This is a genomic window from Prevotella sp. AM23-5, from assembly GCF_003473645.1.
Taxonomy (GTDB): domain Bacteria; phylum Bacteroidota; class Bacteroidia; order Bacteroidales; family Bacteroidaceae; genus Prevotella; species Prevotella copri_A.
The window spans coordinates 39,475-64,303 of sequence record NZ_QUCG01000017.1 but is presented as its reverse complement, the minus strand read 5'-3'; the positions used below and the strand labels follow the sequence as shown (position 1 = coordinate 64,303).

At 47.8% G+C, this 24,829-nt stretch carries 15 protein-coding genes; 11 read left to right on the top strand and 4 right to left on the bottom strand.

Annotated elements, in window-relative coordinates:
- Positions 1 to 1,344 (bottom strand): AAA family ATPase (locus DW657_RS06190; protein WP_118311816.1); only part of this gene is annotated, 1,344 nt, incomplete at its 3' end.
- 160 nt (positions 1,345 to 1,504) lie between these two features.
- Complete coding sequence (locus tag DW657_RS17695) at positions 1,505 to 2,797, bottom strand: hypothetical protein (RefSeq protein WP_233546627.1); 1,293 nt, start codon at positions 2,795 to 2,797, stop codon at positions 1,505 to 1,507.
- Between the two features lie 494 nt (positions 2,798 to 3,291).
- On the opposite strand from DW657_RS17695, the gene DW657_RS06180 reads away from it, so the two are divergent.
- The 4 genes from DW657_RS06180 to DW657_RS06165 all read left to right on the top strand — a co-directional run bounded on the left by DW657_RS06180 (position 3,292) and on the right by DW657_RS06165 (position 11,166).
- Positions 3,292 to 5,067 carry an oxaloacetate decarboxylase gene (locus tag DW657_RS06180; RefSeq protein WP_089543500.1) on the top strand — a complete coding sequence of 592 codons (1,776 nt, stop codon included), beginning with the start codon at positions 3,292 to 3,294 and terminating at the stop codon, positions 5,065 to 5,067.
- An 11-nt stretch (positions 5,068 to 5,078) separates the two neighbouring features.
- A complete protein-coding gene (locus DW657_RS06175) occupies positions 5,079 to 5,624 on the top strand; it encodes an HDIG domain-containing metalloprotein (protein ID WP_118311811.1) in 546 nt (181 codons plus the stop codon).
- Positions 5,625 to 5,671: 47 nt separating this feature from the next.
- The gene (locus DW657_RS06170) at positions 5,672 to 8,524 is read left to right on the top strand and encodes a putative LPS assembly protein LptD (RefSeq protein WP_118311810.1); all 2,853 of its coding nucleotides are present in this window, start codon (positions 5,672 to 5,674) and stop codon (positions 8,522 to 8,524) included.
- Between the two features lie 185 nt (positions 8,525 to 8,709).
- Positions 8,710 to 11,166 (top strand): glycoside hydrolase N-terminal domain-containing protein, encoded by a 2,457-nt coding sequence (locus tag DW657_RS06165; RefSeq protein WP_118311809.1) that lies wholly within the window; start codon positions 8,710 to 8,712, stop codon positions 11,164 to 11,166.
- A 65-nt stretch (positions 11,167 to 11,231) separates the two neighbouring features.
- On the opposite strand, the gene DW657_RS06160 is transcribed toward DW657_RS06165, so the two are convergent.
- Both DW657_RS06160 and DW657_RS06155 read right to left on the bottom strand, forming a co-directional pair.
- Positions 11,232 to 12,968: an AAA family ATPase gene (locus tag DW657_RS06160; RefSeq protein ID WP_199658312.1), complete on the bottom strand. Its 1,737-nt coding sequence runs from the start codon at positions 12,966 to 12,968 to the stop codon at positions 11,232 to 11,234.
- A 9-nt stretch (positions 12,969 to 12,977) separates the two neighbouring features.
- The gene (locus DW657_RS06155) at positions 12,978 to 15,524 is read right to left on the bottom strand and encodes a transglycosylase domain-containing protein (protein ID WP_118311808.1); all 2,547 of its coding nucleotides are present in this window, start codon (positions 15,522 to 15,524) and stop codon (positions 12,978 to 12,980) included.
- Positions 15,525 to 15,799: 275 nt separating this feature from the next.
- On the opposite strand from DW657_RS06155, the gene DW657_RS06150 reads away from it, so the two are divergent.
- The 7 genes from DW657_RS06150 to DW657_RS06120 all read left to right on the top strand — a co-directional run bounded on the left by DW657_RS06150 (position 15,800) and on the right by DW657_RS06120 (position 24,603).
- Positions 15,800 to 17,278 (top strand): L-fucose/L-arabinose isomerase family protein, encoded by a 1,479-nt coding sequence (locus DW657_RS06150; RefSeq protein WP_118311807.1) that lies wholly within the window; start codon positions 15,800 to 15,802, stop codon positions 17,276 to 17,278.
- A 118-nt stretch (positions 17,279 to 17,396) separates the two neighbouring features.
- The gene (locus DW657_RS06145; RefSeq protein ID WP_118311806.1) at positions 17,397 to 17,831 is read left to right on the top strand and encodes a GNAT family N-acetyltransferase; all 435 of its coding nucleotides are present in this window, start codon (positions 17,397 to 17,399) and stop codon (positions 17,829 to 17,831) included.
- Between the two features lie 27 nt (positions 17,832 to 17,858).
- The gene (locus DW657_RS06140) at positions 17,859 to 18,695 is read left to right on the top strand and encodes a glycoside hydrolase family 16 protein (protein ID WP_369973467.1); all 837 of its coding nucleotides are present in this window, start codon (positions 17,859 to 17,861) and stop codon (positions 18,693 to 18,695) included.
- Positions 18,696 to 18,872: 177 nt separating this feature from the next.
- Positions 18,873 to 20,198 carry a TolC family protein gene (locus DW657_RS06135; RefSeq protein WP_118311805.1) on the top strand — a complete coding sequence of 442 codons (1,326 nt, stop codon included), beginning with the start codon at positions 18,873 to 18,875 and terminating at the stop codon, positions 20,196 to 20,198.
- Positions 20,199 to 20,345: 147 nt separating this feature from the next.
- Entirely contained in the window at positions 20,346 to 21,401 is a 1,056-nt protein-coding gene (locus tag DW657_RS06130) for an HlyD family secretion protein (RefSeq protein ID WP_233546628.1), read from the top strand.
- 6 nt (positions 21,402 to 21,407) lie between these two features.
- On the top strand, positions 21,408 to 23,102 hold the full coding sequence (locus tag DW657_RS06125) for an MFS transporter (RefSeq protein ID WP_118311803.1): 1,695 nt from the start codon (positions 21,408 to 21,410) through the stop codon (positions 23,100 to 23,102).
- A 313-nt stretch (positions 23,103 to 23,415) separates the two neighbouring features.
- The gene (locus tag DW657_RS06120) at positions 23,416 to 24,603 is read left to right on the top strand and encodes a PD-(D/E)XK nuclease family protein (protein WP_118311802.1); all 1,188 of its coding nucleotides are present in this window, start codon (positions 23,416 to 23,418) and stop codon (positions 24,601 to 24,603) included.
- Positions 24,604 to 24,829 lie beyond the last annotated feature (226 nt).

The following is a 24,829-nucleotide window of genomic DNA, read 5'->3' as shown; positions in this document are numbered from 1 at the left end:
CATGCGAATCACCAGATAGAAGGTATATTGGAAGTATCGTTCTTTTTCCCGCTCGTCATCTTTGCGTCGTTGGCTATAGGGTATGCTGGCGAAGAAGGATGTGAGTAGCTTCTCCAATTTGTCGCAATCTCCCGTCTTCATAGTGCTTACTACCTCTATAACCCATGCATCTGGTGACTCTTTGGGTTTCAGATAATTGGCTGCCACCATGGTTACGAAACCTGCTTTTACCTCGTCGTTTGGAAAATTCAAGAGATAGGAATCGGTATCCATATTCCAATCCTTAATGGTGAGATAACCACTCTGATAGATCATCGGTAGGGGAGCCTCGGTATCAGCCTTGTAATCTATAAAACTGCTGGTAGGATAGTATTTTCCTGTCAGTTCATTGAGATTTTCGTCGAAGTGAGCTAATAAGCGGACCAGATAAGTAGGCGAACCTGTACGGAACCAGAAATCACTTAGGATTTTCTTGCTCAGTGAGTTCAAGATGCTGAACGGGTTGTAGATGTCGAGCATGCTTGGGCTGAAATGATAACCGTCATACTTGCGCTTGAGTCGATGTTTCATCTCATCTTCAGATACTTTATATCTTACGGACATTGCCTTGATTTGTTCATCGAAGGTTGAGTATAATTCTTCCTCTGTGATTCCGCAAAGTGCCTCGTAGCGGTCGTCCATACTGATGTCGTCAGGTTGGTTGAAACCGCTGAATACGCTTACTTGCGAGAACTTGGTAACACCTGTTAATAACACGAATTTCAGATCTCTGTCAGCTGCCTTGAAAACACTATAGAATCCTTTCATGATTTCACGGTGTCTATCTTCCAGTAATCGCTCGTTGCCTTCAGAATCGAAGGTCTTTAACCCTGTGTCCAAAACATCCAGTAAAGGCTTGTCATATTCATCGATCAAGACTACGGCGCCCAGTCCTGTCTTTTCGTGGGCAATTCTCAATACAGCCATGAAACGGTCTCCCAAGGTGGTGGCTAATGGGTCTCTTCCGTAAATCAATTCTTGTTTTTCAACAAAAGTCAGCAAAGTCTTTTCCAATTCGCCTGCTTGTGTGAAATCCTTGCCGTTGAAATCTATATGGAAAACAGGGTATTGCTTCCATTCTTTTTCTAATGAATCGATGGCAAGTCCTTTAAACAGTTCTTTCTTTCCTTGGAAGTAGCATTCCAGGGTAGAAATCAACAATGACTTTCCGAATCGTCTTGGACGACTCAGAAAGTATATATGCCCATTGTGTACTAAATCATAAATCAAGTCTGTCTTGTCAAGATAGACATAACCGTCATTTCTGATTTTTTCAAAGTCTTGTATTCCTATAGGGTATTTCATGTTGTTGCTTTTATTGAATTTTTGGCAAAGTTACGAAAAAAAATGGTATATGCAAAATAATGTGGAATAAAATGTCTTTATTTTCAGATAAAAACAACAATTTTAGGCTATAAGAAGAGGGTGCGTCATGGACTTATGACGCACCCTCTCTCATTATATTTTATGCTTCTTCTTCAGTTTCTTCATCCTTCAATGACTCCAGAATCTCTACGAAAGGACTGTGGAAGGTGCTGAAGAGATGGAGAATCTCCTTGCGCTGCTCCTCATCCTCTTCCCAAAGGCTGATCTCGCCCTTCTGGTGAGCCTTGATGAGCTTGGCGCAACGCTTGATCTTGCGCTTGTTGTTGCGAGCCTGCAACTGGTCGCCCTGGATAGGCTTCTGGCTTACATACGAGAAAGCTACAAGCTGGTTCATGAACATATCGAACATCGGATCATCATGGCTCCAGTCGCTGTCCTTCAGCCAGAACCACTGGAAGGCATACTTCTGCTCCATGGCAATGAGGCTCTGTCCCAGGGTATCGATGTCGATGCCCTTTGCCATCTGCTCCTTGATGAAGGCAACGAGACTTTCTGGGGTAATCTCCAGTTCCACCTCGTGGGTGATGCTGCTGCCGGCAATGTTGATGCGCCAACGGTAGTTCTTGTTCTTGATCAGGGCAGAATGGGCATTCATCATCAGCTCGCTCAATTTTCCCTCAGACGGAATCTGATCTACTACGGCAAGGCGCTGGCGCTGGTCGCGAACCACCAGCTGGGCATCCTCGTGACGGAGCACGCAGATATAAACCAGTTTGTTGTCGTCCAACTGCAAGGTGAAGCGGTCGTTGTTGTCATCACCAACAAATTCGTAGCTATACTCATCTACCTTGTCGTGAGCCACCTCCAGTTCATTGTGTACCTTGTTGCCCTCGCTGTCGTAGAGCGAGAAACCGATGTATGGAATCTGAATATTGAGAGAGAAAGGATTTCCCTCTTCCGGAATCAGAGTAAGGCGCAAGCCTTCGTCACCGAAGTCCTCCTTCTTGCAGACGAAGCCATCGTCGGTCTTCTCCGCCTTTTCTACCTTCACGTCGCCATGGCGCCAGTAGATGTCAAAGGTGATGGTGTTTTCGTCCTCGCTGGTCACCTGGATAAAATCATCGATGTCCTGTCCCAGATAGATAACCTTGGCAGGTTCATATACCTCGGTATCATCATCTTCCAGAGGTTTTATCCACATTTCTCCCGGCATTGGGTCATCTTCCCATTCTTCCTCTTCTGCGGCAGCAGTAGATTTGAAGACCAGGAAGATCATTCTCTGTTCCTCTCTGCTTCCGTCTTCCTTGCAAAGGAAAACCTTCGATTCCTTTGGGATGAAGAAAGGAGTAGATAGATACGGGTTCTTACATAATGCTGTGTATTCCACCTCTGTCCAGATTGGCAAGGTGTGCTTGTTCGTATTATTTGTCATATCTGTTTTTTTGTATTATCCTATTGATTGAACTAAATTTCAAAAACGGATGCAAAGATACTGAGAAAAGCAGACAATACAAAATTTTACGGCGATTTTTTGTTGTTTTCGCTTTAAAAGTTTGTGTTAAGGGAAAGCTTTTGCCCTTTACCTTTCCGCTACGCGCCGGTGACCGTTGGTTCAGGGCGTATGGTTTGAGCCTGTTGTAACCCAGGGTGATGCCCTGGGCTAGGAGCTTTTGCCCTTTCAGGGCGTATGGATATTAGCCTGGTGAAACATAACAGCCCTGTACCTTTGGCTCTACGCAAGTGAGTTAATAATTAATAATTTCAGTGCCGAAACCATAATAAATTGTGGGAAATGACTGATTTCTCGAATTTTTTGTCTAATTTTGCACCTTGGTATAGAATGTCTTGGCTGGATAGAAGGCTCGGGGCAGGAGATACACATTATTTTATATATAAATTTAGGAAATAAAAAATTTAATAATAAGAATGAAGAAGAAAATTCAGTTCAGTCTCGTTTACCGAGACATGTGGCAGAGTTCTGGTAAGTTCCAGCCACGTAAGGATCAGTTGGCTAAGATTGCCCCAGTTATCATTGAAATGGGTTGCTTTAGCCGTGTAGAGACCAATGGTGGTGCTTTCGAGCAGGTTAACCTCCTCGCTGGCGAGAATCCTAATGATGCAGTTCGTGCATTCTGTAAGCCATTCAACGAGGTGGGCATCAAGACTCACATGCTCGACCGTGGATTGAACGCTCTTCGTATGTATCCTGTGCCAGACGATGTACGTGCCCTCATGTACAAGGTAAAGGCTAAGCAGGGTACCAACATCACCCGTATCTTCGATGGCTTGAACGATGTTCGTAACATCATTCCTTCTATCAAGTGGGCTAAGGAAGGTGGCATGACTCCACAGTGTGCGCTCTGTATCACCAACTCTCCAGTACATACACTCGAATATTATATGAACATCGCCGACCAGCTCATCGCTGCCGGTGCTGAGGAAATCTGCTTGAAGGATATGGCTGGTATCGGTCAGCCTGCATTCCTCGGTAAGCTTACCAAGATGATCAAGGACAAGTATCCTGAGATCATCATCCAGTACCACGGTCACTCTGGTCCTGGTCTCTCTATGGCTTCTATCCTCGAGGTCTGCAACAATGGTGCCGACATCATCGATACAGCCATCGAGCCATTGTCATGGGGTAAGGTTCATCCAGACGTTATCTCTGTTATCAGCATGTTGAAGAACGAGGGCTTTGAGGTGCCTGAGATCAATATGAGCGCTTATATGAAGGCTCGTGCCATGACTCAGGAGTTCATCGACGAGTGGCTCGGCTACTTCATCAACCCAGGTAACAAGATCATGTCTTCATTGTTGCTCGGTTGCGGTCTCCCTGGCGGTATGATGGGTTCTATGATGGCAGACCTCGGCGGTATGCGTCAGACCATCAACAATATCCGCAAGAAGAAGGGTGAGGAAGAGTTGTCTATGGACGACCTCCTGATCAAGCTCTTCGACGAGGTAGAGTATGTATGGCCACGCGTAGGTTATCCTCCATTGGTAACACCATTCAGCCAGTATGTAAAGAACATCTCATTGATGAACCTCCTCACCATGGAGCAGGGCAAGGGCCGCTTCGTAATGATGGATGATTCTATGTGGGGTATGATCCTCGGTAAGAGTGGTAAGATTCCTGGAAAGATTGATCCAGAACTCGTAGAGCTTGCCAAGAAGCAGGGGCGTGAGTTTACAGATGTAGATGCTCATACATTGCTTACTAATGCACTCGACGACTTCAAGAAGGAGATGGACGAGAACGGTTGGGAGTATGGTCAGGACGATGAGGAACTCTTCGAACTCGCTATGCACCCAGAGCAGTATCGCAACTTCAAGAGCGGTCAGGCAAAGAAGAACTTCCTGGCTGACCTCCAGAAGGCAAAGGATGCCAAGCTTGGCAGCACCTTGACTCCAGCTCAGCTCGCAGAGTTCAAGCATGCCAAGGCTGATGCTATCGTAGCACCAGTAGCCGGTCAGATTTTCTGGGAGTTCCAGGGCGAGGGCGAGTGCCAGCCAGCTGTAGAGCCATTCATCGGTAAGGAGTACAAGGAAGGTGATGCCTTCTGTTACATCCTCGCTCCATGGGGTGAGTTTGAGACAGTTCCTGCCGCTTTGGGTGGTAAGCTCGTGGAAATCAATGCTAAGCAGGGCAGCAAGATCCGCAAGGGTGATGTCATCGCTTACATTGAGCGCAACGCTGAGTAAACATTGAATTTATGGATTATCAAGCAATTATTGATAAGTATTATCCTGAGGATACGGAGCTTCGCCGTATCCTCATCACACATAGTCAATCTGTAGCGCGAAAAGCGCTACAGATTGTTTCGTCTCATCCCGAACTGCATCTGGATGCCCGGTTTATAGAAGAAGCAGCCATGCTTCATGACATCGGAATCTTCCAGACCGATGCTCCTGGCATTCATTGTTTCGGTTCGCAGCCTTACATCTGTCATGGCCGACTGGGTGCCGAACTGCTGCGCAAGGAAGGATATGAGCGATATGCTCGGGTATGCGAGCGCCACACCGGTGCCGGCATTACGAAAGAGCAGATCGAGAAGCAGCAACTGCCACTGCCTCACCAGGATTTTCTGCCGGAAACCATGGAGGAGAAGGTAATCTGCTATGCTGACAAATTCTTCAGCAAGACTCATCTCGACAAAGAAAAGAGTATCGAAAAGGCAGAGAAAAGTCTCGCTAAGTTTGGCGAGGAAGGAGTAAAGCGCTTCCAGGAATGGGAGCGGATGTTTGAAAATAAAATATAATTTTCTGAAGTTTTATCGGGTTTATGAAACTCGAATATTTATTCTGAATGAGAAAACAATCAACTATAGCTGTTCTGATGTTTGCATCCATCGCTGCCATGATGGTTGCAAACCCGGGTATGCCTTCTAAAAAGAAAGACAAGAAGGCTCAGGTGGATTCTACTGCCGTGGCTGTGGGGGACTCCGTCTTTGTCGATTCGCTCGGCAATGAAATCATCAGTACGGAGACCGATACCACCCAGATGGACTCGCTGCAGAAGGCTATATGGAAACATAATAAGGTGGTGGATGACAGTATCCGACTCGACAGTATCAACAGAAAGAAGTCGGGTGGCATCGACGCACCAGTACAGTATCAGGCCGACGACTCGCTGGTATATGATGCCCACCACAAGGTGGCGCATCTCTATGGAAACTCGAACGTGAAGTACGAGAACATGGATCTTACCTCCGACCGCATCTCCATGGATCTGGACAAGAGCAATGTGAGAGCCAGCGGTACCAAGGACTCGATGGCTGATGGAGGCATCAAGGGAAAACCGGTCTTCAAGATGGGCAATGATACCTATGATACCGATACCATCAAGTTCAACTTCAAGAGCAAGAAGGCCCTTATTAATAATGTATATACCGAGCAGCAGGATGGATTCCTCACCGGTATGAAGTCGAAGCGAGATTCTTCGGGTGTCATCTATCTGCAGCATGGCAGATATACCACCTGCGATGATCCGCATCCCGACTTCTACATCTCGCTCTCCAGAGCCAAGGTGCGCCCGGGCAAGGATGTCATCTTCGGTCCCGCCTATCTCGTGGTCTGCGATGTGCCGATGCCGCTGGGTATCCCATACGGATTCTTCCCGTTCACCAAGAGCTACAGCAGCGGTTTCATCATGCCTACCTATGGTGATGAGAGCGACCGCGGTTTCTATCTCCGTGACGGTGGATATTATTTCGCCATCAGCGACAAGTGGGATCTGAAACTGCTGGGAGAAATCTACACCAAGGGTTCGTGGGGACTTTCTGCAGCCAGCAACTACCGCAAGCGATACAAGTATTCCGGTTCCTTCTTCTTCAGTTACCAGGATACGCAGACAGGTGACAAGGGAATGCCTGACTTCACCAAGCAGGAGAGTTTCAAGGTACAGTGGAGTCACCGACAGGATTCCAAGGCAAATCCGTTCAGTTCGCTTTCGGCAAGCGTCAACTTCGCCACATCGAGCTACGAGCGCAACAACCTCAACTCGCTCTACAATCCGCAGACGATGACGCAGAGTACGAGAACCTCTTCCGTAAGCTGGAGTACCAACTTCTCGAGCATCGGAATGTCGCTCAGCTCTACCGCCAACCTCTCGCAGAATATGCGCGACTCGTCGATAGCCATGACGCTGCCCGACCTGAACATCAGCATCTCGCGCTTCTATCCGTTCCGCAGAAAGAAGATGGTGGGCGACGAGAAATGGTACGAGAAGATTGCCATGAGCTATACGGGTCACATCTCCAACAGCATCAATACCAAGGAGGATAAGCTGATGCACAGCTCCCTGATCAAGGACTGGCGCAACGGATGGCAGCATCAGATTCCGGTGAGTGCATCCTTCACCCTCTTCAAGTATCTGAATGTAACGCCGTCGTTCAACTTCACCGACCGTATGTACACCAACAAGGTGGAGAAATCGTGGGATGCCACTGCGCAGAAAGAGGTGTGCGATACTACTTACGGCTTCCACAACGTATATAACTGGAACATGAGTGTGGGAATGAGTACGAAGCTTTACGGCTTCTGGATTCCTAATCGCAAGTTGTTCGGCAATAGGATAGACAGGATCCGCCACGTCATCACCCCAACGGTGAATTTCAGTTATGCGCCAGATTTCGGAGCGTCTCGCTATGGCTATTGGGATACTTATCAGAAGACCGATGCCGACGGCAATGTGTCGCTGGTAAGTTATTCGCCTTATCAGAACGCCCTCTATGGTGTGCCGGGCAAGGGAAAGAGCGGGAACATCTCGTTTACCCTGGGCAACAACCTGGAAATGAAATGGAGGGATAAGAACGACAGCTTGAAGAAGGTGAGCCTCATTGATGCGTTCGATATCAACATGAGCTATAACACCGCAGCCAAGGTGCGCCCTTGGAGTGATATGAACATCAACCTGCGCCTGAAGTGGTGGAAGAACTATACATTCAATATGAATGCCGTGTTCGCTACCTATGCCTACGAGATGGACGATAAAGGCAACGTGTATGTGGGTAACCACACAGAGTGGGGCAAAGGTCGATTCGGACGATTCCAAGGTATGTCGCAGAACTTCTCGTTCACGCTGAATCCGGAAAAACTGAAGAAACTCTTCGGTGGCGGCAGCGATGAGGACGACCGCGATAAGAACAAGCGTAAGGGCGACGATGATGAAGGCTTGGATACCGACATCGAGAGCAACGTGGATGATAATATAGAAAAGGGTAAGACGGCTGCCAAGAAGAGCGGAGGCGGAAAGGCCAAGACTGATTCGGATGGCTACATGGCATTCAAGATGCCTTGGTCACTCACCTTTGGATATGGTGTCACCATGCGTGAGGATACCCGCCGTGAGAAGTTCAACGAGAAGACAATGCGCTATCCATATAAGTTCACCCAGACGCTGAACATGAGTGGTAACATCCGCATCAGCGACGGCTGGAACATCAGCTTCTCTTCTGGTTACGATTTCGATAACTCGAAAATCAGTATGACCACAGCCAGTCTGGCGCGCGACCTCCACTGCTTCAACATGAGCTGTTCGGTGGTACTTGCACCATACACCAGCTACAACTTCACCTTCCGATGCAATGCAGCCACATTGACGGATGCCTTGAAGTATGACAAGCGAAGCGGCTATTCTAATGCCGTGCAGTGGTATTAAGCAGAGTATAATCGAATGATATTCTGAGAAATTATCAGAGTAATAACTAAACGAGGACAGCTAGTATTAAAAAAAATGCTAGTTTTCCTCGTTTTTTTTTATGATATATTTTGTAATCTCGGATAATAATTGTATTTTTGTACCAAAGATTCTGAAAATAACATGATACGTAAATTTATAAAACCATGAGTAAGAAAATTACAACTATCCTAACTTTCGCTATGCTGGGGGCACTTCAGGCTTCAGCACAGCATCAGACACAGTTATCTTATTGGTTCGACACGCCTGTCACCCTGAAGGGACAGCAGATCTGGTATGGTGGCCATCCTGAGAAATGGACGCACAAGAAGCCTATCTCGGCTGGTGATACCGCCCGCAATCCTGATCCTGATTGGGAGTCTAAGTCGTTGCCTATCGGTAATGGCAGCATCGGTGCCAACATCCTGGGTTCCGTGGAAGCTGAGCGCATCACGTTGAATGAGAAGACACTCTGGCGTGGCGGTCCGAACACCAGGAAGGGTGCTGCCTATTATTGGAATGTGAACAAGAATTCTGCCCATGTGATGCAGAAAATCAGAGATGCCTTCGCTGCCAACGATTGGGAAAAGGCATCCCAGCTCACCCGCAAGAACTTCAACAGTCCTGTGCCTTACGAATCTTATGCCGAGGACCCATTCCGCTTCGGTAGCTTTACCACAATGGGCGAGGCGTATATCGAGACGGGACTGAGCACTGTGGGCATGTCGAAATATCGCCGTGCCTTGTCGCTTGATTCAGCCTTGGCTTCGGTTTCCTTTGTCAAGGATGGCGTAAGATACCAGCGTGAGTATTTCATCTCTTACCCAGCCAATGTGATGGCTATCCGCTATAAGGCTTCCCGTCAGGGCAAGCAGAATCTCGTGTTCTCCTATGCGCCTAACCCTGTTTCTACGGGCAGACTGGTGGCTGATGGCAGAAACGGCTTGCTTTGGGATGCCCGTCTCGATAACAACGATATGCAGTATGCCGTCCGCATCCGTGCCATCAACAAGGGCGGTAGCCTCTCTAACGAAGGCGGAAAACTGACCGTGAAAGGGGCTGATGAGGTGGTTTTCCTCATTTCTGCCGATACCGATTATAAGGCAAACAATAACCCTGATTACAATGATCCTAAGACCTATGTGGGCGTGGATCCGCTGGCTACCACCCAGGATTGGGTAAGCAAGGCTGAAGGCAAGAGCTATGCGCAGTTGCTCGATGAGCATTACAAGGATTACAGCCGCCTGTTCAATCGGGTAAGTCTGAACCTGAACGATGTAGATAAAGCCAACGATATGCCTATAGACCAGCGCCTGGCCAACTATCGCAAGGGTGCCAAGGATTTCTATCTGGAGCAGCTCTACTATCAGTTTGGCCGCTATCTGCTCATCGCCTCTTCCCGTCCTGGCAACATGCCAGCCAACCTGCAGGGTGTATGGCACAACAACGTGGATGGTCCTTGGCGTGTTGACTACCATAACAACATCAATCTTCAGATGAATTATTGGCCAGCCTGCACCACCAACCTGAGCGAGTGCGAGCTTCCGCTCTTCGACTTTATCCAGACACAGGTGAAGCCGGGTGAAAAGACTGCCAAGTCATATTATGGTACCCGTGGCTGGACCACATCTGTATCCAGCAATATCTTCGGTTTTACCTCTCCGCTGTCAAGCGAGGATATGTCTTGGAACTTCTCTCCATTTGCCGGTCCATGGTTGGCTACCCATCTCTGGGATTATTACGACTATACCCGCGATAAGAAGTTCCTGAGCGAGACAGCCTACGATATCATCAAGGGAAGTGCTAATTTCGCAACAGATTATCTGTGGCATCGCAAGGATGGCGTCTATACAGCGGCTCCTTCCACCTCTCCGGAGCACGGACCGATAGACGAGGGTGCCACCTTCGCTCATGCCGTGATTCGTGAGATTCTGCTCGATGCCGTAGAGGCGAGCAAGATTCTGGGCAAGGATGCCAAGGATCGCAAGCAGTGGGAAGATGCCCTGAAGCACATTGCTCCTTATCAGATTGGCCGCTATGGTCAGTTGATGGAGTGGTCGAAGGATATAGATGATCCTAAGGATGAGCATCGCCATGTGAACCATCTTTTCGGTCTGCATCCGGGCCGCACCATTTCTCCTATCACCACTCCTGTGCTGGCGAAGGCTTCCAAGGTGGTGTTGGAGCATCGTGGCGATGGTGCCACGGGATGGTCTATGGGTTGGAAGCTGAACCAGTGGGCTCGTCTGCATGATGGCAATCATGCCTACAAGCTTTATGGCAATCTGCTGAAGAATGGTACATTGGATAATCTCTGGGATACGCACGCTCCATTCCAGATTGACGGTAACTTTGGCGGAACAGCGGGTATCACCGAGATGCTGATGCAGAGTCACATGGGCTTCATCCATCTCCTGCCAGCCCTGCCTGATGCATGGCAGAAGGGTTCCATCAAGGGTCTCCGTGCCAAGGGCAACTTCACGGTGGATATCTATTGGGACAACGGCCGCCTTACCAAGGCTGTCATCCTCTCCGGCTCCGGCGAACCTTGTCAGGTAAGATATGGAGATAAAGTGAAGAAGATGAAGACCCAGAAGGGAAAGACCTATGAGGTTAGATTTTAATCAATAAAAAAATGTGGTTGATAAAACGGATTTGTTTTCCGTTTTGTCAACCACATTTTTTATGATTATTCGTTGAGATGCTTCAGCCTTCTCTTTGCCTCGGGATGGCTAGGATAGAGGGTGAGCGCCTTCCTGTAATTGGTGATGGCAGCTTCTTTCATGCCCTCCTTCTCACATTCCTTGCCCATGATGACATACTCCGTGGCTAGGCGCTTCAGGAATTTCTCCTGCTTCTTCTTTTCTTCATCCTTCTGCTTGATAACTTCACGCAAACGCTCGTTCTCTGCCTGCAACTCATTCACCTTGTTCAGCTTCTTGCGGATGAAGCGCTTGGCTAGCGGATGCTCGATGTCGTAACGGCTGTGGATGGCGAGGAAGAAATTATCCAGGGCGGTTTGCATGTCACCCTTGTCATACGCTTTTACGGCATCGTGATACTGTCTGTCTGCCTTGCTCTGCGTCAGCGCCGTATGGATGGTATTCTGATTGTTATACTGGCGGGCAAACTGCTTCACCTCGTTGCGCACGAATATCTCGCTGGGGCGGATAGGCTCCTGCAGACTGATTCCCTCCAGACTGGTGCAGCGGGATAATGCCACATAGGTCTGACCACCTGCAAAAACTCCTCCCGTGAAATCTATCTTGACTTGATTGAAAGTCAGACCCTGGCTCTTGTGTACGGTAATTGCCCAGGCAAGTCGGATAGGATATTGTTCGTATCTGCCTATTTCCTCTTCCTCAATCTTCTTTTCCACCTCATTGAAATGATAGCGCATGTTGCTCCAGGCGGCTGGTTCCACCATCACATCCTGTCCATTCTCGGTGCGCACATATATCTTGGCATCATCTTCATCATCGAACCCGATGATGGTGCCCAGAGTACCGTTCACCCATTGGTGCTCAATATCATTCTTGATAAAGATAATCTGTGCTCCGGTCTTCAGGTACAGTTCGATAGGGGTAGGCAGACTGCTTTCCGGAAACTCGCCCTGGATATTGCCCCGGAAGAGTGTAGGCTCTCCTGGCAGGAGTTTGAGCTGGTTTTCGTTAATGAAATCCACGGTGTCACGGCGGGTGGAGAGGGTGATGGCAAGCTTGGAATCACTCTCGTCGAGCTGGGCACCCACCCGCTGGTTGAGCAGCTGAAGGTCTTGACTCTGTGCCTGACTGGTTCGGATATGGTCGAGGATGCCGATGAAGACAGGGTCGCTCTGGCGATAAACTTTCTTGAGTTCGATGCTGACGAGCTGGAACTGCTGGAAGATCTTGGCATCGAAGAAGAAGCTGCTGCGATAGAAAGGATTCAGCAGTTTGCGGTCCTCCTCCTTTACCACCGGTTCCAACTGATAGATGTCGCCCACCAGCAGAAGTTGCTTTCCACCGAACGGCTCCCTCATATTGCGGCAATACACACGCAGCACCTTGTCGATGAAATCGATGATGTCGGCACGCACCATACTGATCTCATCGATGATGATGAGTTCCACTTCACGGATAATCTTGATTTTCTCGGAATTATACTTCAATGTATTCCGGATGTTGCGCACGGAATACATACTGTCGTTGGGCAGCAGGGGGTGGAAGGGCAGCTTGAAGAAACTGTGCAGGGTGCTTCCGCCGGCATTGATGGCTGCGATGCCTGTAGGTGCCAGAACGATGTGTTTCTTCTTGGTATTGGCTGCGATGTACCGCAGAAAAGTAGATTTACCCGTCCCCGCCTTTCCGGTGAGGAAAAGCGAACGACGGGTAAACTGTATGATTTGGAGTGCATTCTGCAGCTCCGCATTGTCGAGATCAATCATATTTTATTTTTAAAGGTCGTCGAAGTTGACAGGCTGTTCTGTTGGCTTTGTCTTCTTCTTCTCTTTCTTTTCTTCTGTAGCTCCTGAAGCAGAAGATTCTCCTTCCGACTTGACTGCAGGAACCTCCTTGGTAATTGGATTGCCGTTTTCGTCGAGGATGATTTCCTCTGTGAATGCGGTGCTATCCACACGGGTAGTATCTACCTTTGGTTTTGGTGCATAGCTTGCGCAGATATACATATCTCGTGTAATATCGCCATCCTGAGGCTTGTCGAACTTGGCGTGATACTGCTGGAAGGCAGGATCGCCGAAGACTGACTGCATGAAGTAACCACATATAGGCAATGCTGTTCGGGAACCCTGACCCAAGGCTCCGGTGCGGAAGTGGAGACAGCGGTATTCGCCGCCTACCCAGGCACCAACCACCAGTTTAGGACTTACACACATGAACCAGGCGTCTGAGTGGTTGTTGGTCGTACCCGTCTTTCCGCCAAATTCGGTGTCACGGTAGTTGCCCACATAGCCCCAAAGGCTCTGCGATGTACCGCCCGGCTCCTTCATACCGCCCTGGAGCAGCTGCTGCATCAGGAAGGCGCTCTTGTAAGGAATCACCTGCTCTTCTGTAGAAGGACCTTCATATACCACCTTTCCGTCATGGTCCACAATCTTGGTAACCAATACCGGGTCGTGGTGCTTACCATTGTTTGAAATAGTGCTGTATGCGCAAGCCATTTCAAGCAGGTTGACATCGCTTGAACCCAAGGCAAGGGCTGGTGTATCATCCAGCGGACTGTTGATACCCATTTTCTGGGCGGTTTCGATGATGCGCTTGATGCCCATCTCCTGTCCCAGGCGTACTGCCACGGAGTTGATACTCTTGGCGAAGGCACTCTTCAATGGGATGCTGTCACCCGAGAACGAACCGTTGGCGTTGGATGGTCTCCAAGTGGTCATCTCGTGCTTCTTCTTGTCATATACCTCCATCGAGATATATTCGTCGCGGCGCTTGTCGCAAGGAGTCAATCCCTGGTTCATTGCTTCTGTATAGACGAAGAGCTTGAAGGTAGAACCCGGCTGGCGCTCGGCTGTTACCTTGTCATACTTCCAGTGGTCGAAGTCAATGTCGCCCACCCATGCCTTCACGGCTCCCGTCTGTGGCTCCATAGCCACGAAAGCACTGTGCATGAAGGTAGTCATATACTTGATACTATCTTCTGAAGTCATGTTGATAGTGATGCTTCCCTTGTCGTAATCGAACACCTTAACCGGGTGAACCCACTCCTTATAATAGTAGTTCACGGAGTCTGGATTGTTAGGAAAACGAGCCACCAGATCCTTGTAGAATGGCTGTCGCTCGGCGATGCCCTGGATGAAGTTTGGAATCACCTGATGGTTCTCATCCTGCCAAGGTTCCTGTCCCAGCCATTTTCCCTTTCCTGCCTGTGTGCGGCGGATGCTCCAGTGGTTGTTGAAGTTCTGCTGCACCTGCTTCATCTGCTTGCGGGCAGCCTCCTCAGCATACTTCTGCATGCGGGTATCTATGGTGGTGTAGATCTTCAGACCGCTGGTGTAGAGATCGTAACCTTCCTCCTTGCACCAGTCTTTCAGGTAGTTGGCTACAGCCTCACGGAAGTATTTTGCCTGTCCGTCGTAGTTTTCCTCTACCTTGAAGTCGAGCTTGATAGGCTCAGCCTTCAGCTGGTCGTATTCTGCATGTGACAGATCGCCGTGTGTCACCATATTATATAATACGGTGTTGCGGCGTGCCAGACTGTTCTCCGGATTGGTACGTGGATTGTAATAGGTGGTAGCCTTCAGCATACCCACGAGTACGGCAGCCTGGTCGGTGGTCAACTCCTTAGGAGTGGTATTGAAGTAAGTCTTGGCGGCAGTCTTGATACCGTAAGAGTTACTACCGAAATCCACGGTGTTGGCATACATGGTGATGATTTCCTTCTTCGAGAAAACCGTCTCCAGCTTCACGGCGATGATCCACTCCTTGCTCTTGATGATGAGCAGGCGGAGTACAGGCACCTTGCCGAGCAATCCCGTAGAATACTGCGAACGGACGCGGAACATATTCTTTGCCAGCTGCTGCGTGATGGTAGAAGCACCACGGCCATTGTGATGCAGGAGAGCATCCTTAGCAGCAGCGAAAACGCCGATAGGGTCGATACCGATATGCTTGTAGAAACGTTCATCCTCGGTATCTACCAGAGCCTTGAAGAAGGCAGGGTTCACCTCGTCGTATTCTACAGGAGTACGATTCTCATTGAAATACTTACCGATGAGCTTGCCATCGGCACTATAAATCAAGGAAGCCTCGGAAGTCTGCGGATTCAGGATACCTGAAAAATAACCAGGCGACTTACCGAAAAGCCATAAGAAGTTAATATCGACAGCACCTAAATAAAGGATAAAGGCGACAATACAACTTGCCAAGGCGACTACCGTCTTGGTGTACCACGCTCTTCCCTGATACAATGTCTTGTACCAAGGCCAAAAGGCGCAAAGCTTTTGCCATATCCAGGCAAAGATAGTCTTGACTTTGTTCATAATCGTTTTTCTGTTTTTGTCGGTGCAAAGGTACAATAATAATTTGAAAAACCATCAATCTTTGTGTTTTTATTTGTTATAAAGTCTCAATCGATGTGTATGAAATGTTTCAGGAACTTTATCGGATGTTTCATTCCGGCGGAAATCTTCTGTTTTTAACTTTTTTCACCATAAAAAAACTCTTAAAATGCTTGCTGAAACAAAAAATATTAGTACCTTTGCGCTCAGCAAAAACAAGCAAGATATATAAAAACTTAATATAAAACACAAGAATTATGGTAAGCAACAACATTCCACAAGTAAAGCTCGGTATCATTGCCGTTAGCCGTGACTGTTTTCCAATCGCGCTTTCTACTCAGCGCCGTGAGAACATAGTAAAAGAGTATAAGGGTGAGATTTTCAACTGCCAGACTACAGTTGAGAACGAGAAAGATATGCTCAAGGCTGTGAGCGAGGTAAAGGAGCAGGGCTGCAATGCCTTGGTGGTTTTCCTCGGTAACTTCGGTCCTGAGACCCCTGAGACTTTGATTGCAAAGAACTTCGATGGTCCTGTTATGTTCGTAGCAGCTGCTGAAGGTGATGGCGACATGATCAATGGTCGCGGTGATGCATACTGCGGTATGCTCAACTGCTCTTACAACCTCGGCATGCGCCACCTGAAGGGTTATATCCCAGAGTATCCTGTAGGCACAGCTGCAGAAGTAGCCAAGATGATTGCAGACTTCGTACCAGTGGCTCGCGTCATCCTCGGTTTGAAGGGCTTGAAGATTATCACTTTCGGTCCACGTCCTCAGGACTTCTTTGCCTGCAACGCTCCTATCAAGGGCTTGTATGAATTGGGTGTAGAGATTGAGGAGAACTCTGAGCTCGACCTCCTCGTAGCTTACAAGGAGCACGAGAACGACCCACGTATCGACGAGGTTTGCGCTGATATGGCCAAGGAGATGGGCGAGGGATGCTACTATCCTGATCTCAGCCGCAGAATGGCACAGTTTGAGTTGACATTGCTCGACTGGGCAGAGGCTCATAAGGGCTCTCGCCAGTATGTAGCATTCGCCGACAAGTGCTGGCCTGCTTTCCCAAGCCAGTTTGGTTTCGAGCCTTGTTATGTTAACAGCCGTCTCGTTAGCCGCGGCATTCCTGTAGCTTGTGAGGTAGATATCTATGGTGCACTCTCTGAGTACATCGGTATGTGTGCATCTGATGATACCGTTACATTGCTCGACATCAACAACTCTGTTCCTCAGTATATCTATGATGAGGATATCAAGGGCAAGTACGACTATAAGTTGACTGATACCTTTATGGGCTTCCACTGTGGTAACACTCCACAGTGCAAGATGTGCTCTAGCCGTAAGATCAAGTATCAGTTGATCCAGAATCGTTTGTTGGAGAATGGTGGCACACCAGACTTCACCCGTGGTACTTTGGAGGGTGATATCGCTGCATCTGACATCACATTCTATCGTCTGCAGTGCGATTCAGAGGGTAACCTCCGTTCTTACATCGCAGAGGGTGAGGTTCTCGATGTTCCTACACGTTCATTCGGTGGTATCGGTATCTTCGCCATCAACGAGATGGGCCGCTTCTATCGCCACGTCTTGGTTCAGAAGGGCTATCCACACCACGGAGCCGTAGCTTTCTCTCACGTAGGCAAGACCCTGTTCGAGGTATTCAAGTATCTTGGCATCAAGGATATCGCTTACAACCAGCCAGCTAGCCTGCCTTATCCAACCGAGAATCCTTGGAAGTAAAAATATGAAGGGCAAAAGCTTTGAAAATAGAAAGCTTTTGCCCTTTTCTTTTTATTAAAAAAGATAAAAAATAGAGGCTCTTCTTGGCAATCTCCGAAATATATGCTAAGTTTGCACCATGAAAGAACCTAGATTGATAGAATTAACAGAAATGAAGCCAGGTTATTTGGCAAGTATCAATAACCTATTGTCGCAGTTGAGTGATAGCGTACATACTATCACCGAGGAAGAATTGAACACCTTGCTCTCCTCATCCCAAAGTCATCTCTATGTCTTGGAATCCGATGGACAATTCATCGGTATGACCACCCTCTGCCTTTATCAATGCCCTACCGGATGGAAGGCATGGATAGAAGATGTGGTGGTGGATAGAAACTTCCGCGGCAAGGGATATGGCAAGCTGATGATTCTGCAGGTGATGGAACTGTGCAGGAAGAGGGGAGAGGTAACGCTGATGCTCACCTCGCGCCCATCCCGTGTCGTTGCCAACCAGCTCTATCAGAGCCTGGGCTTCGAAAAGAGAGAAACCAACGTCTATAAAATGAAATTCTAATTTTTGGATTTAAAAATATCAGTAACTATGAACATGAAATCTACATGGATGGCGTGCTGCCTGCTGATGCTGTTGGGCATTCCAGGCATGGCCAAAGACAACAAGACTAACAAAAGCAACAAGTACAAACTGGTTTGGCAGGAAGATTTCAAGGGAAGCTCCTTTGATGCTAAATCATGGAGTAAGATTCCGCGTGACAGACCCGACTGGAAGCGCCACATGTCTTACGATGACCGCCTCTACGAAGTAAAAGACGGCAAACTCATCCTCTATGGCGTAAACAATGATGGTACCTATCAGTATGATCTGAACGGTGATGGCAAGTTGGAAGCTGATACTGCACGCTTTGTCACCGGCGGCTTATACACCAAGCACAAGAAGACGATAGAATATGGTAAGGTGGAAGTAAGAGCCAAGTTGGGACAGGCACAGGGCGCTTGGCCAGCAATCTGGATGTTACCGGATAGAGATATTGCCTGGCCTATGGGTGGAGAAATCGACATCATGGAGCATCTCAACTATGATCCGATGGCTTATCAGACTGTTCATACCTATTATACGCATACCCTGAAGCTGGATTCCAATCCTCCTCATTCAGCCACAGGCAAGATTGATACCAATGGGTATAATGTGTATGCGGTAGAGATTCTGCCAGATGAGCTCATTTTCTCTATCAATGGTGAAAAGACCTTCTCCTATCCTCGCATTCAGACCGATAAGGAAGGACAGTATCCTTTCGGTGATTCTTTTTACCTGCTCATTGATATGCAGATAGAAGGCAGCTGGGTAGGAAAGGCAGACCCATCCCAGTTGCCGGTGAAAATGGAGATTGATTGGGTAAAAATGTATAAACTGAAAAAATAAACAGTTGGGGGTGTGACTTATGACACACCCTCTTTTTGTTTTCAGAACCTCCGCCGCTAAAAGAAACGGCAATTTTGAACATTTTGTGATATTTTGTGAATAGTGATAATCGACAGAAAAGCAGTACCTTTGCACCAGAAAACAATCATATTGTATATCATAAGAAACATATTAAAAATGAACAAGAAAAAGATATTGTGTTTTTGTCTGGCTCTCGGGGCTTTTTCTGCAATGATGGCGCAGGAAACTTTGTCGCTGAGCCAGTGCCTGCAGATGGCGGTGGAGAATAACCTGTCGCTGCAGAAAAGCAGGAACGAGATTGCAAAGGGAAAGTATTCCATCAGCGAGAACCAGGCGAAGCTGTTGCCGCAGATTAATGCCGTGGCACAGTTGAACGACAACTTCACCCCTCCCGTTTCCGTGACGGATGGTTCTGCCTACGGCAAACCTTACAATGTAACCAAAACCCTGCAGTATAATGCTTCGGCAGGCTTGCAGCTCCAGATGCCGCTCTACAACCAGATGGTGAATACTGCCATCGATATTGCCAAGATTGCAGACCATCTCAACCAGCTCTCTTACGAGAAGGCGCGCGAAGACCTCATCGTGCAGACTGCCAAGATGTATTACATGGCGCAGAATACGGCTGAGCAGATCCGTCTGGTGAACGACAACATCAAGCGTCTGGAGGAACTCTATGGTATTACCAAGGCTTTCTACGATAATCAGATGAGTCTGGAGGTGGATGTGAAGCGTGTGAAACTCAACATCGAGAATCTCACCGTGCAGCGCGATAACGCCATCGCTATGCTCGACCAGCAATATACCATGCTCAAGTATGTGATAGATTATCCTGCAGAAAGGCAAATCAAGGTAAGTGATGTGAATCCGGGGGAGATAGAAACGGTGAATGCCAACGGACTGAACACCAATCTCTACGAACTCCAGCTTCTGGAGAAGAGAAAGGAACTTGCCCAGAAGCAGACAAAGCTCGCCAAGGACGGTTATCTGCCATCGGTGAGCCTTACCGGAAGCCTGATGTATTCTGCCTTCACCGATAAGATAGAACATTGGATTCATTCGGGCGAATCCAACCACTGGTATGGTTCCAACGGCATCGGCATCCAGCTGAGAGTGCCAGTCTTTGATGGTTTCGAGAAGCGTTCGAAAATCAGACGTGCCAAAGTGGAGGAGGAGAATGCCCGCATCGGATACGAGGATGCGCTGAAGGGCATGCAGGCAAACTATATGAACGCCGTGAGCGAGGTGAACAACAGTCAGCGCAACTACAAGAAGCAGTTTGACAACTACACCCTGGCGCAGGATGTATATAGCGTAACTGCCGATCAGTATAAAGAAGGTGTAGGAACGATGACCGCCGTTCTCCAGGATGAGATGCGCATGAGCGAGGCAATGAACAATTATCTCACCGCCTATTATAAATATAAGGTGGCGAATCTCTCGCTCCTGAAACTCACCGGACAGTTGGACCAGGTAAAATAGCAAAGGAATCATTAAAAAATAATCAATCAGAATATAACAATGGAACAGAACGAAAACAACAAGATAGAAACTGCTCGTGAGGAAACTGCTGCAACTACTCAGACTTCTCACGAAGATAATGCAGCAACTCAGTCTTCTCACGAGGAAATGCAGAAGAAACTGAAGAAGCAGCGTATCCGTCAGATCATCGCCAGCCTTATCGGCGTAGCCATTCTCGCCTTCGGACTCTGGAAGATCGTCTGCCTCTTCCTGGATTATAATGCCCATGAAACCAGCAATGATGCGCAGATAGAGCAGTATATCTCCCCAGTAAACCTGCGTGCATCGGGCTATGTAGCCAAGGTTTGCTTCAAGGAGCACGAGGAGGTACACAAGGGTGATACGCTCCTGGTTCTTGATGACCGTGAGTATCGCATCCGACTGATGGAGGCTGAGGCTGCCTTGAAGGATGCTAAGGCGGGAGCCAACGTCATCGATGCTACTCAGCAGACCACCCAGACTTCGGCTTCCGTCTATTCGGCATCCATCGATGAGATAGAGGTGCGCCTTGCCAAACTTGCCAAAGACTGCGAGCGCTATCGAAACCTGGTAGAGAAGAAGGCGGCTACACCTATCCAGCTGGAGCAGCTGGAAGTGGAATATGCGGCTACCAAGAAGAAACTGGAGTCGGTAAAGCGACAGCAGGCTGCTGCCTATAAGGGCGTGAACGAGGTGGTTACCCGCAAGCAGAATGTGGCTGCTGCCATCCAGCGGGCTGAGGCTGCTGTGGAGATGGCGAAGCTGAACCTCTCTTATTGCGTGGTGGTAGCTCCATGCGATGGTAAGTTGGGTCGCCGCACCCTGGAAGAGGGACAGATGGTAAGCGCCGGAACCACCATCACCTATATCCTTCCTAATGCCCAGAAGTGGGTCATCGCCAACTATAAGGAAACTCAGGTAGAGAATCTCTATGTAGGTCAGAAGGTACGCATGACGGTGGATGCCATCAGCAACAAGGAGTTTGAGGGCACCGTTACCGCTATCTCCGGTGCTACCGGTTCCAAGTATTCTCTCGTTCCTACCGATAACTCAGCCGGCAACTTCGTGAAGATTCAGCAGCGTGTGCCTGTAAGAATCGACTTCACTAACCTCAGCAAGGAAGACAATGCACGTCTGGCTGCAGGTATGATGGTAATCGTGAAGGCGGAGAGAAAATCAAAGTAATGGAATATGGAAGAAGAATATAAGAATTATCCGTTCTATGACTGGGTGCCGAAACCGCTTGGCATCATCTTCATGATCATCCTCTTCGTGCCGATGATTACGATGAGTGGTGTCTATTCCGCCAACAGCGGAGAGATGATGAGCGGACTGGGCATCCAGTCGGAATACATCGCCTTTGCGGGCTTCTGCACGTCGATAGGAATGGCGGCTTTCTCGCCGTTCTTCTACGAACTGGTGTGCATCCGGAGAGAGAAGATGATGTGTATCGTGGGATTCTCCATTCTCTTTTTGCTCAGTTTTGTCTGCGCCCAGACCGATTCGCTGTTCATCCTCGGACTGTGCAGTCTGCTGATGGGTTTTGTTCGCCAGACGCTTCTGATGGCGCATCTCTTTGTACTCATCCGGTATGGTTTCGGTATTGAGGCAACGAAGAATATCACGCCGGGTTGCGAGCCTACCACCGAGGAGGCTTGGGATGCGGTGGATTCAGAAAAAATGGTGTCCCAGCCGGTCATCTATCTCTTCTTCATGATTATCGGACAGTTGGGCACCTGGCTCACGGCTTGGCTTGCCTATGCTTACGAGTGGCAGTATGTGTATCATTTCATGATGGCATTCATGCTGGCGGGCATCATCATCGTGTTCTTCACCATGCCTTATCATAAGTATCCGATGCCGAAGTTTCCGATTACGATGTCGAAGTTCGGCAATGTCACGGTGTTCAGCATCATGCTCTGCTCGTTTGCCTATGTGATGGTATTCGGCAAGACGCTGGACTGGTTTGATGATCCTACCATCCGTTACTCTACGGTGGTCTGTCTCATCTTTACCGCCCTGTTTATCTATCTGGAGAAAACCCGCCGCTCACCTTATTTTATCATGGAGGTATTCCAGCTCAGGGTTATCAATTACGGCATCATGCTGTTCTTCCTCCTGATGGTCTGCAACTCCAGCGCCATGTTCGTGAATGTATTCACCAATGTGGGAATGAAGATAGACAACTGGCAGAATGCCACCCTGGGCAACTGGGTGATGGTGGGATATACCGTGGGCTTGATTTTCGCGGTCATCGCCAGAGCCAAGAATGTTCATCTGAAGTGGATGTACTGTCTGGGCTTCCTCTTTATCGGAGGCTACGCCCTCTTTATGTATTTCGAGGTACAGAACGACGGCATGTATGAACGTATGAAATGGCCTATCATCATCCGTTCTACGGGAATGATGCTGCTCTATTCGCTCATCTCCACGATAGCCAATCAGCGCATGCCTTACCGCTTTATGTCCACCTGGGTCTGCATCATGCTCACCGTCCGTATGGTCATCGCTCCATGCATCGGTTCGGCGCTCTATACCAATGTGCTCCAGCATCGCCAGCAGTATTACGTAACCCGCTTTGCGCAGGATTACGACCGCACCAGCTTGGAGACGGCACGGACCTATGACCAGACGGTAAGAGGTATGCAGTATCAAGGCAAGACGGAGACCGAGGCGCAGAACATGGCTGCCATGAGTGCAAAGGGAAAGGTACAGGTTCAGGCTACGCTGGTATCCATCAAGGAGATGGCAGGCTGGACCTTCTATGGCTGTCTGGTATGTGCCGGACTGATGCTCGTGATACCTTGGCGCAAGCGGAATATCAAGGAGTTGACCCGCGAGTATCTACTGAAGAATGTGAATGAGAAAAACCTGGGAAGAAGATAAAGGCAAGAAAGGCAGATTCGGCACGTTCTCAATAGAAGTGGGCACGTTCTCAATAGAAGTGCAAAAATCTGAGGGGTTTCAGGTTAAATAATCTAAAACCATCGTTATTCACAAAATTTTATATTACTTTTGTTGCAGATTATAACAGGTGTAAAAATATGAAATGTATATTGCTAGTCAGAGTTTCTACGGAGAAGGGATCAGGAATAAAGTTAACAGAACAAGGAAGAACTGGTCTTAATAAGATGAAAGAGCGTAAGCAAATCATCATCAACGACGTAGTAACAGGTAAAGTAAAGGTGTGTTAAGCGACATGGATAATTTAGTCTCATTCATAGAACAATATGGAACGATGATTGATGCTCACATGGCATCAGTCAAGGCTTTCCTGTCTAACAGTCATATCAGGAGCGTCGGTAGGGAATACAATGAGGCAAAGAACTCACAGCCAGAGAATCCTTTTAATGTCTTTACCATGGCTTCCGATCTCTATTATCGTGAGAATTTCCACAGCGATATTATCAAGGTATTCCTGGATCCAGCAGAAAATCACAAAGAAGGGAACGTTTTTCTGTATGCCTTCATAGATTTCATCAACGATAACTTTGGGGATAAGGTTTGTATATCCAAGAAGGACTATACAATAGCTAAGGTTGAGCGAGAGCGCGGTAAGATAGATATTCTCGTTAGTTCAGAAGCATCCAGGCATTGCTTCGTCATCGAGAACAAGATGTATAATGCCGTAGATATGCAACGACAGCTCCCGAGGTACTATGACTTCATGACGGGTTTAGGCTACACTATTGATGCGATAGTCTATCTGCCATTGGATGCTGACAAACGCCCCGATCAATCAACCTGGAACGAGACAGACAAACAACATGTACTTCCTTTGTTATGTCCTGTACCAGCATATCAAAAGAACGGAGCAAACCTTGTTGGAGGATGGCTTGAGCCTTGCGTTTTAAAAACAAAAAATCTTGATTGCATATCAGTCCTTAGACAATATAGTGAACTTATTAAAATACAGAGCAACAATATTATGGATAATGTTATTATTGAAAAATTCTACAACTCGCTATTGGAAGGTGAGAATCATAAAACCGCCTTGTCTATCAGTAATATGATGAAAGACTTGCCTGTTTATATGAAGGATAGAATTTTAGATAGATTAAAGAGTAAAGGTCATAGCAATGTTTGGGCATGTAAAGCATACCCAGAACACTGTGGTCTCATTCATTACACAGAAGACGGGGAATACAAAATAGATGTATGGTCATCAGAATGTGGATATACTGTAAGGGTATTCGGTCAGGATATGTCTATAAAAGATGTTCCTTGGAGTGAAGACATTCTTAAAATCTTAGAACAGTTGCATTTTGTCTTAAAAACAGATTCTTATGAAAGATACGAGAATGCTAACTATTCATTTACAGATGAAGCTAAGGTTATTGAGGAAGTAGAAATTATAGAGGGGTTAATGTCTGATATGTTGAAATAACCTATGACTACAAGCAAGATAAACTTTGAGCAGAAGGTCGCTCAGTATCAACGCAGCCTGTGGTTGTATATGCTCTTTGAACTACCCATAAGCTAAAGACTTGTTGGATTCCGACTTCATCAAGGAATGCTTGCAAGCAAGTCTTATGCCCGATTTCCTTCAACCATGTTGCACAAGTTGAATATTTTTTAAGTAGGAATCTGCTAAAATATCATAAATAATCGGG